This is a genomic window from Planctomycetota bacterium (assembly GCA_039182125.1).
Taxonomy (GTDB): domain Bacteria; phylum Planctomycetota; class Phycisphaerae; order Tepidisphaerales; family Tepidisphaeraceae; genus JBCDCH01.
This window is the reverse complement of record JBCDCH010000007.1, coordinates 60496-79386: the sequence shown is the minus strand read 5'-3', so window position 1 is coordinate 79386 and position 18891 is coordinate 60496. Positions and strand designations below refer to the sequence as shown.

The following is an 18891-nucleotide window of genomic DNA, read 5'->3' as shown; positions in this document are numbered from 1 at the left end:
AAACGCAATATTTACACAGATTCTTCTTCCCAAATGTGGCGGCGACCCGTAGGCTGCGGCCGAAAGAGATCAGGTGGCCCGTCGGTGGAGGTACCGTGAAAGGGCTGAGGAAAATGCAACCTGCAGTGCCCCGGTGGGGCAGGGATTTAGAGATCAAATGAACATCAAACACGCAATCATCGCCGCCAGCGTCGCGGCTTTTGCTAGCAGCCTCTCACACGCAGCAACCCTTTTTACTCTTGCTGATACGGACGATGTGGCTCTATCTCACAGTTCCGCTGACACGGACGCTGCCCCGCCGACCGCTGGTGGCGTTGATCTTGGTAATGGTACCTTTACTTGGGGTGACCTCTTGACTGACAGCGGCGGTAACACGGCAGAGTTTTCGGCTGGTGTTTTTACTTCGGCTGACTGGGGTGGACTGGGAACATTTGAGTCCGATGCGATTGATGTTTCAGCGGTCGCCACCGTCGATATTGCCGGCACGTTTAGCGGCTTTTTCAATACCGGTGCGGAGTTCTCTAACTTTTTCTTCTCCACCGATGGTGGCGTGAACTTTACGGACTTTGGTGCAGGTGTCGAAGACGCCACGGCTACGAATCAGGCTGTCAGTGTTAATGGCCTAGACGTGAGCACGGCATCTACACTCATCGTTGGCTTTACTTTCAGCCACAATGGTGGTAGCGACTCATTTGATGTCGGTAGCCTTACGGTCGAAGGTACGCCCATCCCCGAGCCCATGACTGTCGCCGCCGGTCTGCTCGGCATCGGTGGCATCATGCTTCGCCGTCGGTCCGCCGTCTAAGCGGCCCGACCAGCGGCAACATCTCTGACTCACCCCGTCCGCCCGGCTTCATCGCCGGGCGGATGTGTTTTGGATATCACCCGACGTCTTTGCTCACGGTAACACACGGCTTTTTGCTGGAAAGCTATCCCTTGTTCAGGTAGTTTTCATGGATGTCGGCAATGTCGCCGACGGGGTTCTCGGGAGTCACTGATGCTGAAGCTGTTGGCCGCCGTTGTCGCGGTTCTTGTCTTGCCCGGCGTGGCCGTCGCCGCGACGTTGGATTACACCGAAGACTTCACCGGCCAGAACGGTAAGGGTGCGATCGACGACTCGATGGATACTTCGGGCGTCGACTGGAGCATCGACGTCTCGCAGGCCGGCTTCGCGAACGCGAATGACTTTTTCCAGGTCGTCGACGGCGTTTTCACCGCGCAGGACATCGGCGGCATCGCGGTCTGGACCAGCCCTGGCATCTCCAACACGGCCGGCAGCCTCCTCGAACTCACCGTCGACGTCGGCGGTGACAACAACCACGAGAGCGGCGACTTCCTGATCGTCGCCTACTCCGTCGACGGCGGCTCGACCTTCGACGACTTCTACAGCTTCTTCGGAACCGATGGAGACAGCACCGAGAGCCGTTTCTTCGACGCACCGACTGGCACCGCTCAAACCACCGTCACCACGACCGGCCTGGATCTACTGATCCGCGTCACCGTGGCCAACAACACCGGTGCGGAGATCATGACGTTCGACAACGTCTCCGCCGTGGCCATCCCCGAGCCGTTCGCGGTTTCGGCCGGCATGCTGGGTTTGGCCGGGCTAATGCTGCGTCGCGTGAAAACGGCTTGACATGAATGCCCATCGCCGGTGTTCTAGAAGCATGCTTCGGATTTGCGTGATGGTTGTTGGCGTGCTTCTCGTGTCGACCTTGGTCGGCTGTCAATCGTCGCCGCGGGTCGGCTCGCAGGTGCCGCGCGATGGCGACGAGATCATGGTTGCCGGGCAGTTGTTCAACACCGGCACCCGCGTCGTGCTCTGGACCGACCCCGACGGCTACGACGCCTACCGCACCGAGCGGCGGTTTGCCGACTGGAACGATAGCAGTTGGGAAGCGACCACGCGCAGCGGCGACGGGCCCAGCGGGCCGCAGCGCTACAACACACGGTCCGCCAAGAGCACGAGCTTGCGCCCGCTGAGCAAGGCCGAACTCGAACAGGTGCGCGGCGGTGGCTGGACGTTGCCGATGCTACGGGACCGCGTCGATCAGTTCGTGTTGCACTACGACGTGTGCGGGCTCAGCGCCCGCTGCTTCGATGTGCTTCACGACCATCGCGGTTTGAGCGTTCACTTCATGCTCGATATCGACGGCACGATCTATCAGACGATGGACGTGAAGGAGCGCGCCTGGCACGCGACCAAGGCCAACGACCGCAGCGTCGGCATCGAGATCGCCAACATGGGCGCGTACCCGCCGCCGGCCGATCCCGACGCCGAGCCGCTGCTGCCCGAGTGGTACGACGTCGACGGCCGAGGCCCGTTCATCACGATCCCGTCGCGTCTCGAGCAGCGCTACGGCCCCAACGGCGGCGTTCTCGACACCAACACCTGGCCCCTGCGCCCCGCGACCAGCACGCCCGTCGTCGGCAACATCCAGGGCGGCGACCTACGCCAGTGGGACCTGACCGAGCCGCAGTACGACGCGCTGATCAAGTTGACCGCCGCCCTCAACGCGGCTCTGCCGAAGATCGAACTCGATTACCCCCGCGATGCCGACGGCAACGTCCTGAGTACCACGATGCCCGACGAGGACTGGGAGACCTTCCAAGGCGTCATCGGCCACTGGCACATCCAGGACAACAAGATCGACCCAGGCCCGGCGTTCGACTGGGATCGCGTCGTCGAAGGCGCCAGGGACCTGCGCTGACTTGATCACTTTGCGTGCAGCCGAACGCTCAGTTTTTCAAACCCGATCTCGCGCGTGTACTCGACTTCTTTTTCCGACTTGGTGACTGCGTCAATGATCTCGACGCGGCTGACCTTGTCGCAAAGGCTGAGGAGCAGGCAGCGGATGATCAACCGGGCCTGGTGTGCGCCGAGGCAGAAGTGCTTGCCGAAGCCGAAGGCGATGTGCGGGTTGGGGCTGCGGTCGAGCTTGAGTTGGTGCGGGTCGGGGAAGACGGTTTCGTCGTAGTTGGCCGAGGCGTAGCAGACGCCGGCGCGTCCGCCGGGAGGGACGGCTTGATCGCCGACGGTGGCGCCGTGCGGACACTTGCGGGCCAGCACGGTGACGGGGCTGATGAACCGCAGGTACTCCTCGGTCGCGGGGCTCAGGCGTTTCTCGTCGGCGCGGAGGAACTCGAGCACGTCGGGCTCGTCGCCGAGGTGGGCGAGGATGCCTGTGATGGTGCCAATGACGGTGTCACGTCCGCCGGCAAAAGCCAGGTTGGCAAAGCCGAGCTTCTCCTCGTCGGTGAGCGGCCGGCCGTCGTACTCGGCGCGGTTGAGCACGCTGTAGAAATCGTCGCCCCCGGAGCCCGCGGTCTTGGCGAACTGCGCGCGGTTGTAGTCGGTGAGCGCGTCGCCCTTGCTCTTGCCGTCGCCGTCGTAAAAGACGTGCGTGCCCCAGCCGACCCACTCGTCGGCCTCGGCCATGTCGACGTTGAGCATCATCGCCAACGACTTCGATTGCACCGGCAACGCGAAGTCGTGGATCGCGTCGATCTCGTTGCCGAGCGCGACCTGGATCGCATCGTCGAGCAGTTGCTGCATGCCGACGCGGTAGTCGTTGTCGAGCGGCCGCCGGAAGAACGGGTCGACGATCTTGCGGTACGCCTTGTGCTCCGGCGGGTCGGTTTCGATCGGGTATTGCCGGCCGTCGCGCACCCCTTGTTCGCCGTGGAGCACGATGTTCCGCAGGTCGTCGCTGCTGTACGTCTCCCAATCCTTGAGCGCAGCCCGCAGATCGGGGTACCGCAGGATCAGTGGCACATCGACGCCTTGCGCGTGGACACACATCGTCCCCGTCGATTTGCGAGCGGCTTCGAACGGATCACGCGGATGGTGGGGCGTCTGGCTCATGGTGCTGGTCGGTATTAGACACCGGTAAACCATCGCAAACAACGCCCCCACGGCTCAAACCGTGGGCTTCCCAACCCATCAGAAAAGGTCTTCCCCCGGTAGCGCCGCCGCCTGCTTGATCCATGCACGCATCTGCGGCGTGTCGACCGGATCATCCTCGCCGAGGTGCAGGTAACGCACCTCCGCGTGTTTCGACGCAACGGGCGGCAACGGGTCCAGCGATCCGCCGTTGAGCCAGCTGAGCTTGACGTACTTCGTGAAGCAATGCATCGACAGGAACCAGCCGTTGTCGGCGACACCGTAGAAAGGCGAGTTCCAACGGACGGCCTTGCGGACTTCGGGGACGAGCTCGACGACGAGTTGATCGACGCCGCGGCCAATGTCTTGCTTCCACCCAGGCATCGCTGTGATGTACGCCCGCACCGGTTCGTCGCCGTCGGCCTTCGCGATCTGCGGATTCCCGCCGGAGAGGAGTTTGGGTTTGCCGGGCATTGGCTTGACGATACCGCGCCCGACCTGGTCACTTAAGTGACCAGGGCCACGCCGTGATCATCATCCCTTCAACCACGCCGCGATCAGGTCGATGGCGCTTTGGAGGTCGTCCTTGTGGATGGTTTCGGTGACGGTGTGGATGTAGCGGGTGGGGATGGCGAGGGTGACGGTTTTGATGCCACCGCGGTTGCGTTGCATGGCGCCGGCGTCGGTGCCGCCGCGGGGCAGGACGCTGAACTGGTACTTGACGCCGTGCTTGTCACCGGCGGCGGCGAACTCGTCGACGAAGCCGCGGTGGGAGATGGAGGAGCCGTCGAGGATCTTGATCGCGACGCCGTCGCCTTGCTTGGTGACGCGTTCTTCCTCGGGGACGCCGGGGGTGTCGACGCACAGGGTGGTGTCGAGCGCGACGGCCAGGTCCGGCTCGGCGTTGTACGCGGCGGGGCCCGCACCGCGCAGGCCGACCTCTTCCTGCACCGTCGCGGCGACGATCACCTCGTACGCCGGGTCGGGGGTTTTCTTGAGCGCTTCGAGCAGCACCCACGCCGCGACGCGGTTGTCGAGGCACTTGCCGGTGACGCATCCGCCCAGCTCGAAGAACTCCTGCCAGAGCGTGACGGGGTCGCCGATGGAGACGAGCTTCTTGACCTCGTCGCCGGGCAGGCCGAGGTCAACGATGAACTCGCCGACTTCGGGGATCTTCTTTTTGTCCTCGTCCTTGGCGATGTGGATGGGCCGGCCGCCGGGGTTCATGATGCCGACGAGGTCACCGCCCTCGGGCAGCACGGTGACGCGGCGGGCCAAGAGGTTGCGCGTGTCGAAGCCGCCAACGTTCTGGACGCGGAGGAAGCCGTTGTCGTCGATGTGCCGGACGTAAAAGCCGATCTCGTCGATGTGGCACGCGAAAAGGACCTTCGGCTTGCCTTCGTTCTTCTTCACCCCGATCAGCGAGCCCATGACGTCGGTGCTGACGTCATCGAAGACGGCATCGAATCTCGGCTTGAGCAAATCGCGGATGCGCTCCTCGCGACCGGGGACACCGCTGGTTTCGGAGAGCTGCTTGAGGAAGGGAAGATCCATGGGCGGAGTGTAGCGCTACGCGAGCAAAGTCATCCCGAGCGCAAATCGAAGGATCTCTTCGGTACCGTGACACGATCGGTCACGAACACGAAGAGATCCTTCGACTACGCTCAGAATGACAAACGAAAAGCCTACTTGTCGGCGACCACGCGCTTCTTGAGCACTTCCATGAAGGCTTGGGTCTTCACGACGGTGTAGCCGTCTTCGAAGAGGTGGAAGCTATGAACGTGGAGTTCGTTGGCGCGGCGTTCGACGTCGAGGACGCTGGTGATCGCGCCGCGGCCGGAGATCGGATCGACCGGTGTCTCGCCGACGATCAGCTCGCGCTTGGCGGCATAATCGAGGATCTCGGTCTTGGTCGCTTCGAAGAGCGTCGCGGAGAGCTGCTCCTCCTGGGTGGAGACCATGTAGCGGAGGTTGGGCTCGACATCGACCTCGTGATAACGCTCGCCACGGCAAAGCAGGGATTCCATGAGGCCTTGCTCGCTCATGGGCTCGCCGTTCATCTGGATGACTTCGGTGAGCGTGGTGCCGGCGGGGACGCCGGCCTGGGCAGCGCCGGCGTCGGTGACGGTGAAGGTCAGGACGTGTCCGCCTTCGACCAGCCAGACATCGGCCGAATAGTTGCGCCGGTCGACTTTGACATCGGCGAGAATATTAAACAACTCGGGGTGCAGCGGACGCTGGTAAAGCATCAGCATCAAACCGTTGCTGCGACGGGACTTGGTACGTTGACTCATGGGGCAAACCTCGGTGGGTTGGTGACTCTCACGGGTGGCATGTCGCGTCGGTGCCTGCGGTTGGTTGGTTCGGGGCGGTGACGCGGTATCGGGCCGGCTGGTTGGTTCAGGTGCCGGGGGTCGATCTGCTCATCCTGGAGTCGCGACCGGCGGGGTGCCGGGCCCGTGTGGCGGTCAATCCCTGCCGGCCGGGGGTGGGGGGTTGGTTGTCCTGGGCCGATGTGTCCGGGCGTGATGCCGACCGATGGTCGATGGCACTCGCTGGCCCGGGCCGATCAAGCCCACCTCTCCGCCGCAACCGGGCGACCGGAATGTGCATCGGAGCACCGCGCGTCATTGCAACGCACGCCGGCTTGCCGCGGCCTGTGTGGCGCGGCGGGTTGGAACACGGTCGGCTGACCCCTCTCCTCAGCCCGACAATCTGTCGGGCCTATTGCGGTCAGCCCGCCGGGTTCCACCCGATTGGCTGAGTGTAACCGACCACTACCTGACTTGAACACCAAAAAATGCGGATTGCGCTCACAATTTGTTCGTGCCAACGTCACCCCGTCATTTTGGCTTTATCGGACGCTGCTCGGATCGGGTCACGCTAGAACCACGATCAGGTCGTAAGCGGCATGCGTTCCGGCCGCGACACCGAAGCCACGCAGGTGCAACAACACGCCGAAGTATCCGCCGGCCAGTGCCCGGAAGGCGAAGCTCGACCACGCGAACGCTTCGTCGCCGCGGTAGTGATGCAGGCTGAACGCCAGCCCGCTCACGGTCACCGCCAGCACCAGCGCGGCCAGCGGTTTCAGACCGAGAACATCGCCAAGGAGCATGATCAGCACCGGCACCGCGATGAGCCGAAAGACCAACTCCTCGTACACGCCCGCCCCAAAACTTAGCAGGACCAATGCACGGGTGTGATCGGGGTCGTCGCCATGCACCACGCCCGAGAGCATCACATTTTCGACGAGCATCACGTTGGCCATGACCAGCCCGAGTACGACCAGCGGTAGCGCGAGTGCCGCGGACTCACCGGCCATGCCGAGCAGCGTCGCGCCGCCGGGTCGCCAATCGTCCTTGCGTGCCAGATGCATCGCGAGCAGCAGCACGATCACTGCCGCCGGCGGCATGAGTCGGCCCGTCGCCCCGAAGAACCCGAACGCTTGTGCGAGATCGTCCGTCGCCAGCACCCGTACCGATGTCGTCGTGACCGGCACGTCGAACCCGCCAGTGCCGATTTCATAGATCAGCATCATCGGCAGCACGAAAAGCAACGCGTGCCACGGTGTTGCAGAGCGTTGGAGGTAAGTGGCCACGGAGTATGCATCGGCGGGGGCGGCGGTACCGGGTGAATCGAGTGACTTCCGGGCAGGCGCTGGGCGCTAGGGGTTAGGTGCTAGGGCTCGCTTGCGGTGCCGTGGGCAGGCCCTAGCGCCTGACTCCTAGCGCCTGACTCCTAGCGCCTGTTCCCCTTCACTCCCCCTCACTCCGCTTCGCTGCCGAGCGCGAGTGCCCGGCCTGATCCCTCGTCCTCGTCGATCGGGAGAGCTTCGGTAACGCGGAACGCTTTGTTGCCGCGGTGTTGGCCGACCTCGCCGCGGAACTTGGTCTTGCCTTCGACCTGGAGCGAGAGCGTGGTGCTGCTCGGCTTGCCGGTGGTGATGACGTCGCCGGGGGAAAGACTCAGCAGGTCGCCGAGTTTCATGGTCGTGTTGGCCAGCACCGCGGTGAGTTCCACCGGAGCGTTGTCGACGTTGCGGCGGACGCGCGGGGTTAGGTCCTCACGGCGACCTTTCTTGGCGTAGGTGAAGTTCGTCTGACGCGTCAGCAGCGGGATCACCGGCTCCATCACCGTGTACGGCACGCACAAGCTCATCGTCCCGGCCCGGTTGCCCATCTTCAGTTCGAAGCCGATCACCACCACCGTCTCGCTCGGCGGCACGATCTGCACCAGCTGTGGGTTGCTCTCGAAGTCGCTGGCGGCGAACCGCACGTCGGTCAGGTTGCTCCACGCTTCGGAGAGGTGGTGCGTGGCCCGGTCGGTGATGCGCGAGACCAGGCGTTGTTCGATCTGCGTGAGGGGGCGCTGGGGGATGAACAGCTCATGGTTCGAACCGCCGAGCAGTCGGTCGATGATCGGATAGATGATAAGCGGGCTGATTTCCAGACAAACCTGCCCGTCGAGCGCGTCGCAGGTGAGTAGGTTGAAGCAGGTCGGGTTCGGTAGCGAGTAGATGAACTCGGAATAGGTCAGCTGTTCGATGGACGCGACGGAGACTTCGATGATCGTGCGGAGGTAGCCGGAGAGAGCGGCCCCGAGGTTTCGGCCGAAGCCTTCGTGGAGCGCTTCCAGAGCCCGCATCTGGTCCTTGGAGACGCGTTCGGGGCGTTTGAAGTCGTAGAGCGAGACATCGACGTGGGACGCGCCACGTTGGGAGAAAACCGTTGGCGTCGTTGCGGTGCCGGTCGCGCTGTCTTCGGGCGGCGCATCATCGCCGACCGCCGAGAGCAGGGCGTCGATCTCGTTTTGGTCGAGGAGTTCCGACACGTTCCAGTTTATCGGACGGCGAGCCGTCCGTTCTCCAACATTCCCTCGGCATGTTCGCTTAAGTGAACATGCCCGATCCGATACAACCTTCATCGTGCCCTTGGACTGTTCGAAATCCATCGCCCATCAGCAGCGTGCTCACGCCGTCATCCCCGGCGGGGCGCACACGTATGCCAAAGGCGACGATCAGTTCCCCGAGTTTCTCCCGCCGGTGATCCGCCGGGGACACGGCTGCCGCGTGACTGACATCGACGGCAACACCTACATCGAATACGGCAGCGGCCTGCGGAGCATCACGCTCGGTCACGGCGTCCCGGCGATCTGCGACGCGGCGTATGCCGCCATGCGCGACGGAACCAACTTCGCCCGCCCGTCGGTGCTCGAACTCCAGGCGGCCGAGAAGATGCTCGAGCTGGTCCCCAATGCCGAGATGGTCAAGTTCGCCAAGCACGGCAGCGACTGCACGACCGCCGCCGTGAAGCTCGCCCGTCATCACACCGGCCGGCCACGCATCGCCATTTGCCGTGATGATCCGTTCTACAGCGTCGACGACTGGTTCATCGCGACGACGCCGATGGACGCGGGGATTCCCAAGGCGGTGCATCGCGAGACGGTGCGGTTTCCGTTCAACGATATCGAGAGCTGCGAGAAGATCTTTGCCAAGGTCGGTCACGAGATCGCCGCGGTGATGCTCGAGGGCCAGCGCGGCGCGGTGCCGGAAGATGACTTTTTGCACAAGCTCCGCGATCTCGCCCACGCCAACGAGTCGCTGTTCATTCTCGACGAGACGATCGCCGGCTTCCGGTTGGCCAACGCCGGGGCGCAGCAGTTGCACGACATCGATCCGGACCTGAGCACGTTCGGCAAGGCGGTGGCCAACGGCTTCTCCGTCTCGGCCTTGTGCGGCAAGCGGAAGTACATGGCCGCCGGCGGGCTCGACCACGAAGAAGACCGGGCGTTCCTGCTTTCCACGACGCACGGGGCCGAGTCGCACGGGCTGGCCGCGTTCATCGCCGTGGCCGAGATTTACCAGCAGCGCGACATCCCTGGCGAACTAACGCAGATCGGCGCGCGTTTGTGCCAGGCCTTCGACACCGCGAGCCGTGCTGCCGGGACCGGCGACTTCGTCCACTCGGCCGGCCACCCCGCCAACGCCGTGTTCGTCACCCGCGGCCCCGACGGAGAAGGCGGCAATCAACCCTTCCGCACGCTGTTCATTCAGGAACTGCTCAAGCACGGCGTCCTCGCCCCGAGCCTCGTCGTCAACACCGACCACGGCGACGATGAAGTCATCGACGCCACCGCAACCGCCGCCCATGCCGCCTGCGAGGTCTACCGCAAAGCGCTCGACGAAGGCGTCGAGAAGTACCTCGAAGGTCGCCCGGTGAAACCGGTGTTCCGGCGTCGTTGTTGACACTGTTTAGCGGCGTGACGACGTCGCACCGCTAAACATGAGGAACTACGCCCAGAACATCTCGTCCGGTACTTCGCGGATCACGTTGGTGCCGCAGTGGATGCTGCCGATGCCGTTGTGGTAGACGCGGGCGTCGGCGAAGACGGTGTTGTCGTAGCCGGCGTCGGTGAGCGAGTCGGCGACGTAGTTGTCAAAGAGCGACTCGTTGCCTTGGCCGCGGTAGTTCACCTGCGGGCCGTAGCTGAAGCCGGTGTAAGCCGTGGCGGTGCCGTCGGGCGTCTTTCCGCTGAGCAGGTTCACGTGGTTGTTGGTGTAGGCGTAGGCAAACCCGGACGCGCCGCTCGAGCCGTAGAACAGCACGGGCATCGGCACCATGCCGGCGTTGGGGTTGGCGGTGTAGGTGAACACGTCGCCGGCCGAGGTGCTGCCGCTCCACCAGTGCTCGAGCAGATATGCGCTCGCATCGGGGAAGACTTCGTCGTTGTTCTTGTTGCCGCTGCCCGCGTCGGTCCAGGTGCCGTCGGCGTCGCGGTAGCGCAAGTCATACTGCGTGTTGCTCGTGAACGTCACCTCGTACTCGCGGACACCATCGAGGAAGGCGACAAAGCTGCCGCCTTTGGTGAGGGTGCCGGCCGAGTCAGCGACCGGGGTGCTCATTGGAAGGTCGGCGTTCATCGCGCCCGCCACGGCACTGATTACCGACGGCAGGTTGTCCGACCGCAGCACATAGTTCTTGTTGTAGTTCCAGAAGTTGGTCGCGTTGGCCAGGGTGCCGGTCGTGAGCGAGCCGGAGTTCATGCCCTGGAGCATGGTGGCGTTCGGGTTGATATCCGCGGCCCAAAGGTTCAGGGCCCAGCCGAGTTCCGGGTCGGCGTAGGCGGCACCCAGGCCGTCGGGATTGACGCTGATGATCTCGTCGACGTGGCCGACCCAAAGCCAGTCGGTGTTGACCGAGAGTTCGGGGTTGACGCCCTGAGCGCGAAAGAAGTCTTCCTGGAAGCTCGACATGGATCGGCCGTGGAAGAAGTAGGCCGGCCCGCCGTCGGGGTTGGGGATGGCGTCGAGGTTGCCGCCGGAGTCGAAGGTGCTGATGTTGCCGTTGATCGTGGTGTCGATGCCCACGTCCTTGCCGGAGAACTGCGTGCGGAGGTAGTCGGACATATCCCCGCCGCGGCTGCGGGCACGGGGCAGGTCGAGGATGATCTGCATCGAGCCGGTTGGGGTCTGGGCGTAGCCGGTCTCGAAGCCGTCCTGAATCCAGAGATCGAAGATATTGGCGGTGGAGAGATCGCCGGTGAACCCGCTGCTGAGCTTGTTGCGGAGGTCGGCGTTGGACGAACCCGACGAGGCGACCGAGACCGAGTCCTGCCCGTTGCCCAGGCGGGCGTCAAGCTCGGTGTCGACGTTCATCGTGTGGTCCGAGAGCACGAAAGGGGCGACCTGCACGACGACCGTGTCCGAACTGATCACTTGGTTGCCGTCGGTGATGGTGGCAGTCACGCGGACGGGAGCGCCGGGGATGAGTCCTTCGATCGCGAAGTCCATGTAGTTGGCGTTACGCAGAAGGCTACCGCCGGCAAACCGCAGCAAACCCAGGTCGTACTCGCCGTTGCTCGGATTGTCGGTGAACACGGCCGACGCGCCTTGCGATGGTCCGAGGAGTTCCACATCACCGACTGCGGGGACGGTCGTCCCGCGGGGCCCCGCTTCGGTCGGCAGGAACACCCGCACCCGTTCCTCGGCGTCGAACTGATTGAAGTACGGATGCGCACCCGCGACCTCGTCAATCTCCAGCGTCACACTCAGGCCGGACGTACCGCGGGTCGGTAGCTTGGCGAGACGGATCAATGCCAAGTCATCAAGGTCGCCGTTGGCGTCAATGTCGGTGTCGGCCGGAATGAACGGACCATTGGTCGTCCAGCGTCCGCCGCGCCAGTTGTCCGGGGCGCTACCTGCACCATCAAAGTCGCTGTTAGGCAAGACGAGCGCGCCGGTGTCGCCTCGACCGCTTCCCCAGGTCGTCTCGAAGGCATCGTCTAGTCGAGTGATTTGGCCATCCCGGTTGGCGTCGACAAGTAGGTCCGCCGTCGGACGGAATCCGCCAATGAACGCGCCGCTCGATGAGGACAGGGCTGGCCCGGCCACCAGCGATGCGATCGGCGCGTCATCTGCTGGCAGGATTTCAGACGCAAACGTGCCGTCGAATACCCCGGCTTCGATGTCGCGAGCCAGCGATTCACGTTGTCCCGGTGTCAGACCCGATCGTGAGGATGCCGCCCGAACTTGGTCGATCAAGTCGATCTCGGGACCGGCAACTTGTGGCCGGGCTACGTCGACCGTGGCCATGATCTTGGTCATGGGGGTTGCCGAGAGCAGTCGACGACCTTCAAGTTGTTCCATCGGCATCACGCCACTATCGCGAGTCTGTTGGGTCACATCGGAAATGTAACGAGTTTGATCGGCCGTGCGCGGTTGTGGCCGGCGGGCTAAACAAGTTTCACTGAAAATCCCGCCCGTAGTGCGGCCAAATCCCGGCACTCCCGCAGGAGTTGCGGAACCACGTCCAACGGCAACATGCTCGCCGCGTCGCTCTTGGCCTCGGCCGGGTTCGGGTGGCACTCGACGAAAAGCCCGTCCACCCCGGCGGCCACCGCGGCGCGCGCCAGCAGCGGCGAGTACTTCGGATTGCCGCCCGATTGCGTGCCCTGGCCGGCGGGTTGCTGCGTGGAGTGGGTCACGTCGAAGCAGACCGGCTTGCCCGTCGCGTCGGCCATCGCCGCCAGGCCGGTGAAGTCGTTGACCAACGCGCCGTACCCGAAGAACGTCCCGCGCTCGCAGAGCACGACCTGCTCGTTGCCGACCTCGGTGAGCTTGTTCACGACGTTCTTCATCTCGGCCGGTGCCATGAACTGACCCTTCTTCACATGCACGACCCGGCCGGTCTTGCCGACGGCATGGAGCAGGTCGGTCTGCCGCGCGAGAAATGCCGGCACCTGCAACACGTCGCACGCCTGCCCAACGGCCTCGGCCTGCTCGGGCAGATGCACGTCCGTGATCGTCGGCACGCCGAGCTTCTTCCCGACCCGCTCGATGATCGCCAAACCCTCGTCCAACCCCTGCCCACGAAACGACGCACCGCTCGAACGGTTGGCTTTGTCGAAGCTCGCCTTGAATACATACCGCAGCCCCAACTCCGCACACGCATCGCGCACCGTCTCGCCCACCGTCAAACAAAGCTCCTCCGACTCGATCACGCAGGGACCGGAGAAGACGAACAGCGGCGAATCCGTGAGATCGGCAAGCGTGATCATGGCCGCAGCCTACGCGTGCCGTGCCAGCGTTGATTTGTTCGGGATATGGTTACATCGTGCCCGTGACGATCCCCGATCTGTTGCAAGAGCTTTTGGATAAACCAGAGGCTCGGAAACTCAAGGCCGCGGTCGCGGCGACGCAGTCGAACTTCGCCGACCTGTTGAGTCACGAAACGCCGTACTTCTTTCCCGAGTACACCAAGCACGGCCAGCAGCATGTCTCCGAGGTGCTCGCCAGCACCGTCGGACTCATGTCCGAACAGGCCGCGACGATCCTGACGCCAAACGACGCGGCCGTCCTTATCCTTGCCGTCCTGCTGCACGACGCGGCGATGCACATCGATCGGGACGGCTTCCGCCGTTTGGTCGAGGGAAAAGTCGAGGTGCCCACGGTGCCTGGTTTCGACGAGCCGGACTGGCCGATGCTTTGGGACGAGTTCATCACCTTCACCGTGCGGCGGTGGGACGATCGGAAGCTGGCCGACGTCTACGGCGTGACCGACGGCGGCGCTCCGCGCGTCTCGGCGGTCCACAACCCGATCGATCGCTACGACGACCTCACCGAGTCGGACCGCCGCACCATCGGCGACTTTCTCCGCATCCACCACCCAAGACTCGCCCACGAGTTCGCGCTGGCCGGCGTCCCCGTCGGTCCGTCCGAACTCGTCAAGCCCGGCGACGGGTTCACGCAGGAGCAGGTCAACCTCGCCGGCCACATCGCCCGCAGCCACGGCGGCAGCCTTCGTCACCACGTGGACCTGCTCGAAATGAAGTATGGCAGGAATCACCGCCACAACCCCGCCGGCGTCTTCGTCCCGTACCTCATGGCCCTGCTCCGCGTCGCGGACTACATCCAGATCCAGGCCGATCGCTCCACCGCCGAGGCGCGCTTCGGCATGCTCCGCAGCCCGCTCTCCCGCCGCGAACACGACGCCCACCAAAGCGTCGTCGACATCTCCACCACCGGCAACGACCCCGAAGCGATCGACGTCCAGGCTCGACCGCGGACCGTCGACGTGTTCCTGCACCTGAAGAACTGGCTCGCCGGCATTCAGCGGGAGTTGGACGACTGTTGGGCGGTGCTCGGGGAAACCTACGGCAACATTGCGGGCTTGCGCGACCTCGGCTTCAGCTACCGTCGCATCCGCTCCAACCTCGACGACGCAGAGCACTTCAAAGCTCAGACTGGCATCGACTACGTCCCCGAGCGGATCGAACTCGACGTCGCCCGCGCCGAACTGCTCCGGCTGCTCATCCGCCCGCTCTACGGCAACCAGCCTAGTGTCGGCGTTCGCGAGCTGCTCCAGAACGCCATCGACGCCGTCCGCGAACGTAAGCGCCTCGCCGACGATCGCGACGAAGCGCCGGACCTGCCCGAGTATGACATCGAAGGCGAGGTCGAAGTCCGCCTACACGATCGCCGTGCTGATGGCACCACCACGCTCGAAGTCACCGATCGCGGCGTCGGGATGACGCTCGAAACCATCCGCGACTACTTCCTGCGGGTCGGTGCGTCCTACAGAGAGAGCCCGGCTTGGCAGAAGGCGTTCGAGAAGGGCGAGGAGCCCGGCACCGGCTCAACGGTCGACCGCACCGGCCGCTTCGGCATCGGCGTCCTCGCGGCGTTTCTGCTGGGGAATCGGATCACCGTGGAGACGCGGCATGTAAACAGCTCGGTCGGCTACCGCTTCGAGACTACCTTGGCAGAAGGTTCTGTAGAAATAAAGGAAGTGGAGGATCTTGAGATTGGATCGAAGATCACAGCAGAAGTCGATCGGCAGGCGGGGGAATCTCTTTGTAGTTACGCCCCTGGCTGGATCCGCTGGTACTTTGACGATGGGCCGATTGTAAAAATGTACTTTGAATCTCGTTGCCTATTCGATTCCGAGCAGGATCGGTGCCGCATTGCCGAATCGAAAAACGTTGTTGAAGAAGCCGATCGAACAGGGCTTGGCGAGATCGGTAAGATCTGTTGGGCGAGAGGTGGTGGAGGCCTATACGTCAACAGTATAGAGGTATGCAATCCAGGCGTGAAGACCCTTTTTGAGAATGACGATGGGATTGGGCGTCTTGTTAACATGCAGCTTCCAACCGTTTGGGTGTATGACCCGAACGCGAAGCTTCCCATTGATCTTCAGCGATACCGCATGCATGATCAGGATGATCGATTAAAAGATGCAGTTGCAAGGTCAGCACTGCGAAAAGAGTATGAAGGCTGGCTTGCAATCCTCGGTCGGGATTCGTCGGTGTTTGCACCCGAAGGCTTTGCGTATGCAGAGGTTCAGAGAATTTTGCAAGGCAACAGGTGTCTTGACTATTCTTGGGATCATCATCAATCAGATAGTAGTGACGCACTTGCCGACACGTTTTCGCCGTACCTCGTGACCAGTAGAGGCAGGATGCCGCTTGAACTGGAGTTGCTGGTAGACGCCGGTGTGGAGAATGTATTCTTGGCTGGATTTAGCAGCAAGTGGGTTGGTTTGCGAATTGCTGATTTGCCTAGGAATGGTAATGCTGCCCTAATTATTGCGTGGCTTGGCGCGTCTGCTGTTGAGCAGGTCAAGTATCTGCGTATGCTCGTAGATGAGCGTCGTGGATTCACATCGGCTTCGAGCGACTTGCCCGTTCTTGGCTTTCGGATGATTATCAACGACAGCTTGTTCAAGCACGCGTTCGCGCGAAATCGACTTAGCGCATCCTATCGTCGGAGAATGGAAGTGCGCCAGCTTCAGTCTGGTCTCTATTTAGTCGAACATGGTGATGTTGCCGATGACGAGCAGTCTTTGGTTCAGATGCAAACTGATCTGGAAAGGCAACCGGATGTGCAACAACATCTGCTGTGGATCGCCGAGCTGAATCTCGCGACGCTTGAAACGGAGACCGAGTCGATCGTCGCGTCCGTGTGGCGTGACGTCGTCGGGGCGCCGACGTTCGAGGAGGCGGTCGCGAGGCGTAAGTGACCGCCGCCGAACCTTCGAACCGACCTCCGCCTTCGAGCTTCGGTGTTGCCGCAGACTTTTGGTATCCTGTCCGCCATGAACACCAACCCCGTCGTCTGGTTCGAGATCTACGTGCAGGACATGGACCGTGCCAAAGCGTTCTACGAGAAGGTTCTGGGCAAGACACTCGACAAACTCGATTCGCCTGATCCGAGCATGCTGATGTACAACTTCCCGATGGACGAGAAGGGGGCGGGGGCGGCGGGTGCTTTGTGCAAGATGGGTGACGTGCCCTCGGGTCCGGGCGGGACGATGGTTTATTTCCATTGCGACGACGTCGCGAACGAGATCGGCCGTGTCGCCGAGGCTGGCGGTGTCGTGAAACAGGAGAAGATGTCCATCGGCCCGTACGGCTTCATCGCCATGGCCCTCGACACCGAGGGCAACATGATCGGCTTCCACTCGCAGGCGTAACCGATTCGTCCGTTCGCAATCCACCGTGAAGTCGCAACCATGCGTCACGCATGGCCCCGACCGGAACAGCCCAACGTAAACGCATCGTCATCCTCGGCGGCGGCTTCGCCGGGGCGTACTGCGCGCAGAAGCTCGACCGACTCCTTTGCGACGAGGTCGACGTGATCCTGATGGATCGCAACAACTACATGATCTTCTACCCGCTGCTGGTCGAGGCCGGCACCGGCGGCGTGAAGGCCGACCACGCCTTGGTCGGCCTACGCAACTTTGTCCCGCGCTCCACCTTCATCCAGGCCAACTTCGACGCCATCGACACCGACACGCAAACCGTCAGCTACACCATCGTCGGCGAGGAGCAACAGCTCACCATGAGCTACGACCACCTCGTCGTCGCCATCGGCACGAAGACGCTCACGCCGCCGGTGCCCGGGCTCGAGGAGTACGCCTTCGAGATGCAGAGCCTCGCCCACGCGATCGGCCTGCGCGACCGCGCCATCCGCCTGCTCGAACAGGCCAACGCCATCGACGACGACGCCAAGCGGAAGAAGCTGCTGCACTGGGTCATCGTCGGCGGCGGCTTCACCGGGATCGAGACCGCCGGCGAGTTCCACCAGTACCTGCAGAACGCGTCGGACAACTACCCCAACGTCAGCCGCGACGACATCAAGGTCACCATCGTCAACCGTGGCGACCGCCTGCTCAAGTTCCTCGACCCCAAGCTCTCGGCGTACACGCAGCGCCACCTCACCGAGCGCGGCCTTCGGGTCATGATCAACGAGGAGATCGCCGAGATCCACGCCGACCACGCCGTCACCAAGAACAGCGGTGAACGCCTCGACACCAGCACGGTCGTCTGGTGTGCCGGCGTGCAGGCCAACCCGATCGCCGAGCAGTTCGGCCTTCCGACCAAGCGTGGCTACATCCTCTGCGAGCGCGATCTCAAGGTGCAAGGCTTCGACAACGTCTGGGGCCTGGGCGACGGCGCGGTCAACCCCGGCCCCGATGGCGACGCCTACCCGACGACGGCCCAAGCCGCGCTCGGCATGGGCGTCGACTGCGCCAAGAACATCGCCCGCAGCCTGAGCGGCGAGCCGACCCAACCGTGCGACCTGACGGACAAGGGCACCCTCGCCGCCTTCGGCCACGGCGACGCCGTCGCCCAGGCAATGGGCCTGCGCCTCACCGGCTGGACCGCATGGTTCATGTGGCGGACGGTCTACCTGATGAAGATGCCCGGCTTCAGCCGCAAACTCCGCATCGCCGCCGACTGGACCCTCGCGTTGTTCACACGACGCGACTACGTCGAGATGGGCTTCTACAAGCTGCTCAACCGATGAGCGGGCGCAGGCCGAGCTCGGCCATTTTCTTCAGCCGAGCTTCACTCGCTCCGTCACGTGCGGCGGCGGTCATGCTGACGAGCAGGCCGTAGGTGTGATCGACCCACTGCTCGACGGTGTCGCCGGCAGGCAGGTCGATTTGCTTGAGGCGTTTGCGGAGTAGCTTCTTCACGTTGGCCGTCTGCTCGTTGAGCTTCGCGGCGATGTCGGCGTTGCGGCAATCGGTGCGGTTGCGAATGACCATGCAACCAGGGACAGGCGTGTTGACGAATGTCTTGGCCTGGCGGGCGAAGAACGTGCGGATTGCCTCCCGCGGATCGTCGATGTCGGTCAGCGCGGCGGCAACCTTGCCGGCCCCGTAGAAGCCCCCGGCATAGCGCGCCAATGCCTCGGCGTAGAGCGTGGGCTTGTCGGTGAAGGCGGCGTAGAAGCTCGGGCGATTCACCCCTATCGCCTCGGTGAGATCGGCGATGGAGATCTGCTCGTACCCCCGGTCCCAGAAGAGTCGCAAGGCGGTGTCGAGGGCGTCATCGCGACAGAAGCCGCGTGGTCGGCCGCGTGGTGCGGATGTTTGAGCCATGAAAATATTGTACGTACTCGTACAGAAAAAGTTCAACGCCACTTGACCGGTGGAGTGAGCGGGGTCTATTTTGTACACATAAGTACAGAATAAGCCCGTTCACCCCGACACCCCTTGAAAGGA

General features: G+C 63.2%; 16 protein-coding genes. 7 read left to right on the top strand and 9 right to left on the bottom strand.

Going from position 1 to position 18891, the window contains the following annotated elements; translation table 11 throughout:
• Positions 1-157 precede the first annotated feature (157 nt).
• From AAGD32_03270 to AAGD32_03260, 3 genes are all read left to right on the top strand, one after another.
• Positions 158-805: a PEP-CTERM sorting domain-containing protein gene (locus tag AAGD32_03270; protein MEM8873258.1), complete on the top strand. Its 648-nt coding sequence runs from the start codon at positions 158-160 to the stop codon at positions 803-805.
• Between the two features lie 192 nt (positions 806-997).
• Positions 998-1636 carry a hypothetical protein gene (locus AAGD32_03265; GenBank protein ID MEM8873257.1) on the top strand — a complete coding sequence of 213 codons (639 nt, stop codon included), beginning with the start codon at positions 998-1000 and terminating at the stop codon, positions 1634-1636.
• 61 nt (positions 1637-1697) lie between these two features.
• Positions 1698-2711, top strand: coding sequence for an N-acetylmuramoyl-L-alanine amidase (locus AAGD32_03260; protein MEM8873256.1), 1014 nt, complete (start codon positions 1698-1700; stop codon positions 2709-2711).
• 5 nt (positions 2712-2716) lie between these two features.
• Here AAGD32_03260 and AAGD32_03255 read toward each other — a convergent pair whose 3' ends face one another.
• The 6 genes from AAGD32_03255 to fliM form a co-directional block, all read right to left on the bottom strand.
• Positions 2717-3865, bottom strand: coding sequence for a cytochrome P450 (locus tag AAGD32_03255; protein ID MEM8873255.1), 1149 nt, complete (start codon positions 3863-3865; stop codon positions 2717-2719).
• 78 nt (positions 3866-3943) lie between these two features.
• Positions 3944-4357: a DUF1801 domain-containing protein gene (locus AAGD32_03250; protein ID MEM8873254.1), complete on the bottom strand. Its 414-nt coding sequence runs from the start codon at positions 4355-4357 to the stop codon at positions 3944-3946.
• 60 nt (positions 4358-4417) lie between these two features.
• Positions 4418-5437 carry a M20/M25/M40 family metallo-hydrolase gene (locus tag AAGD32_03245; protein MEM8873253.1) on the bottom strand — a complete coding sequence of 340 codons (1020 nt, stop codon included), beginning with the start codon at positions 5435-5437 and terminating at the stop codon, positions 4418-4420.
• 131 nt (positions 5438-5568) lie between these two features.
• Positions 5569-6177, bottom strand: coding sequence for a DUF2617 family protein (locus AAGD32_03240; protein MEM8873252.1), 609 nt, complete (start codon positions 6175-6177; stop codon positions 5569-5571).
• A 584-nt stretch (positions 6178-6761) separates the two neighbouring features.
• A complete protein-coding gene (locus AAGD32_03235; protein MEM8873251.1) occupies positions 6762-7481 on the bottom strand; it encodes a CPBP family intramembrane glutamic endopeptidase in 720 nt (239 codons plus the stop codon).
• 167 nt (positions 7482-7648) lie between these two features.
• On the bottom strand, positions 7649-8713 hold the full coding sequence (gene fliM / locus AAGD32_03230; protein ID MEM8873250.1) for a flagellar motor switch protein FliM: 1065 nt from the start codon (positions 8711-8713) through the stop codon (positions 7649-7651).
• 94 nt (positions 8714-8807) lie between these two features.
• Here fliM and AAGD32_03225 point away from each other — a divergent pair, with 94 nt between their 5' ends.
• Positions 8808-10127, top strand: coding sequence for a glutamate-1-semialdehyde 2,1-aminomutase (locus AAGD32_03225; GenBank protein ID MEM8873249.1), 1320 nt, complete (start codon positions 8808-8810; stop codon positions 10125-10127).
• Positions 10128-10172: 45 nt separating this feature from the next.
• Here AAGD32_03225 and AAGD32_03220 read toward each other — a convergent pair whose 3' ends face one another.
• A complete protein-coding gene (locus AAGD32_03220) occupies positions 10173-12563 on the bottom strand; it encodes a protein-arginine deiminase family protein (GenBank protein ID MEM8873248.1) in 2391 nt (796 codons plus the stop codon).
• Between the two features lie 50 nt (positions 12564-12613).
• Complete coding sequence (gene kdsA, locus AAGD32_03215) at positions 12614-13438, bottom strand: 3-deoxy-8-phosphooctulonate synthase (protein MEM8873247.1); 825 nt, start codon at positions 13436-13438, stop codon at positions 12614-12616.
• Positions 13439-13689: 251 nt separating this feature from the next.
• Between kdsA and AAGD32_03210 the strand changes: the two genes are divergently transcribed.
• From AAGD32_03210 to AAGD32_03200, 3 genes are all read left to right on the top strand, one after another.
• Positions 13690-16398, top strand: a complete 2709-nt coding sequence (locus AAGD32_03210; GenBank protein MEM8873246.1) for an ATP-binding protein — start codon at positions 13690-13692, stop codon at positions 16396-16398.
• 75 nt (positions 16399-16473) lie between these two features.
• Positions 16474-16851 (top strand): VOC family protein, encoded by a 378-nt coding sequence (locus tag AAGD32_03205; GenBank protein MEM8873245.1) that lies wholly within the window; start codon positions 16474-16476, stop codon positions 16849-16851.
• A gap of 50 nt (positions 16852-16901) precedes the next feature.
• Positions 16902-18188, top strand: a complete 1287-nt coding sequence (locus AAGD32_03200; GenBank protein ID MEM8873244.1) for an NAD(P)/FAD-dependent oxidoreductase — start codon at positions 16902-16904, stop codon at positions 18186-18188.
• Here AAGD32_03200 and AAGD32_03195 read toward each other — a convergent pair.
• Entirely contained in the window at positions 18178-18768 is a 591-nt protein-coding gene (locus tag AAGD32_03195) for a TetR/AcrR family transcriptional regulator (protein ID MEM8873243.1), read from the bottom strand. The genes AAGD32_03200 and AAGD32_03195 overlap by 11 nt on opposite strands.
• Between the last annotated feature and the right edge of the window lie 123 nt (positions 18769-18891).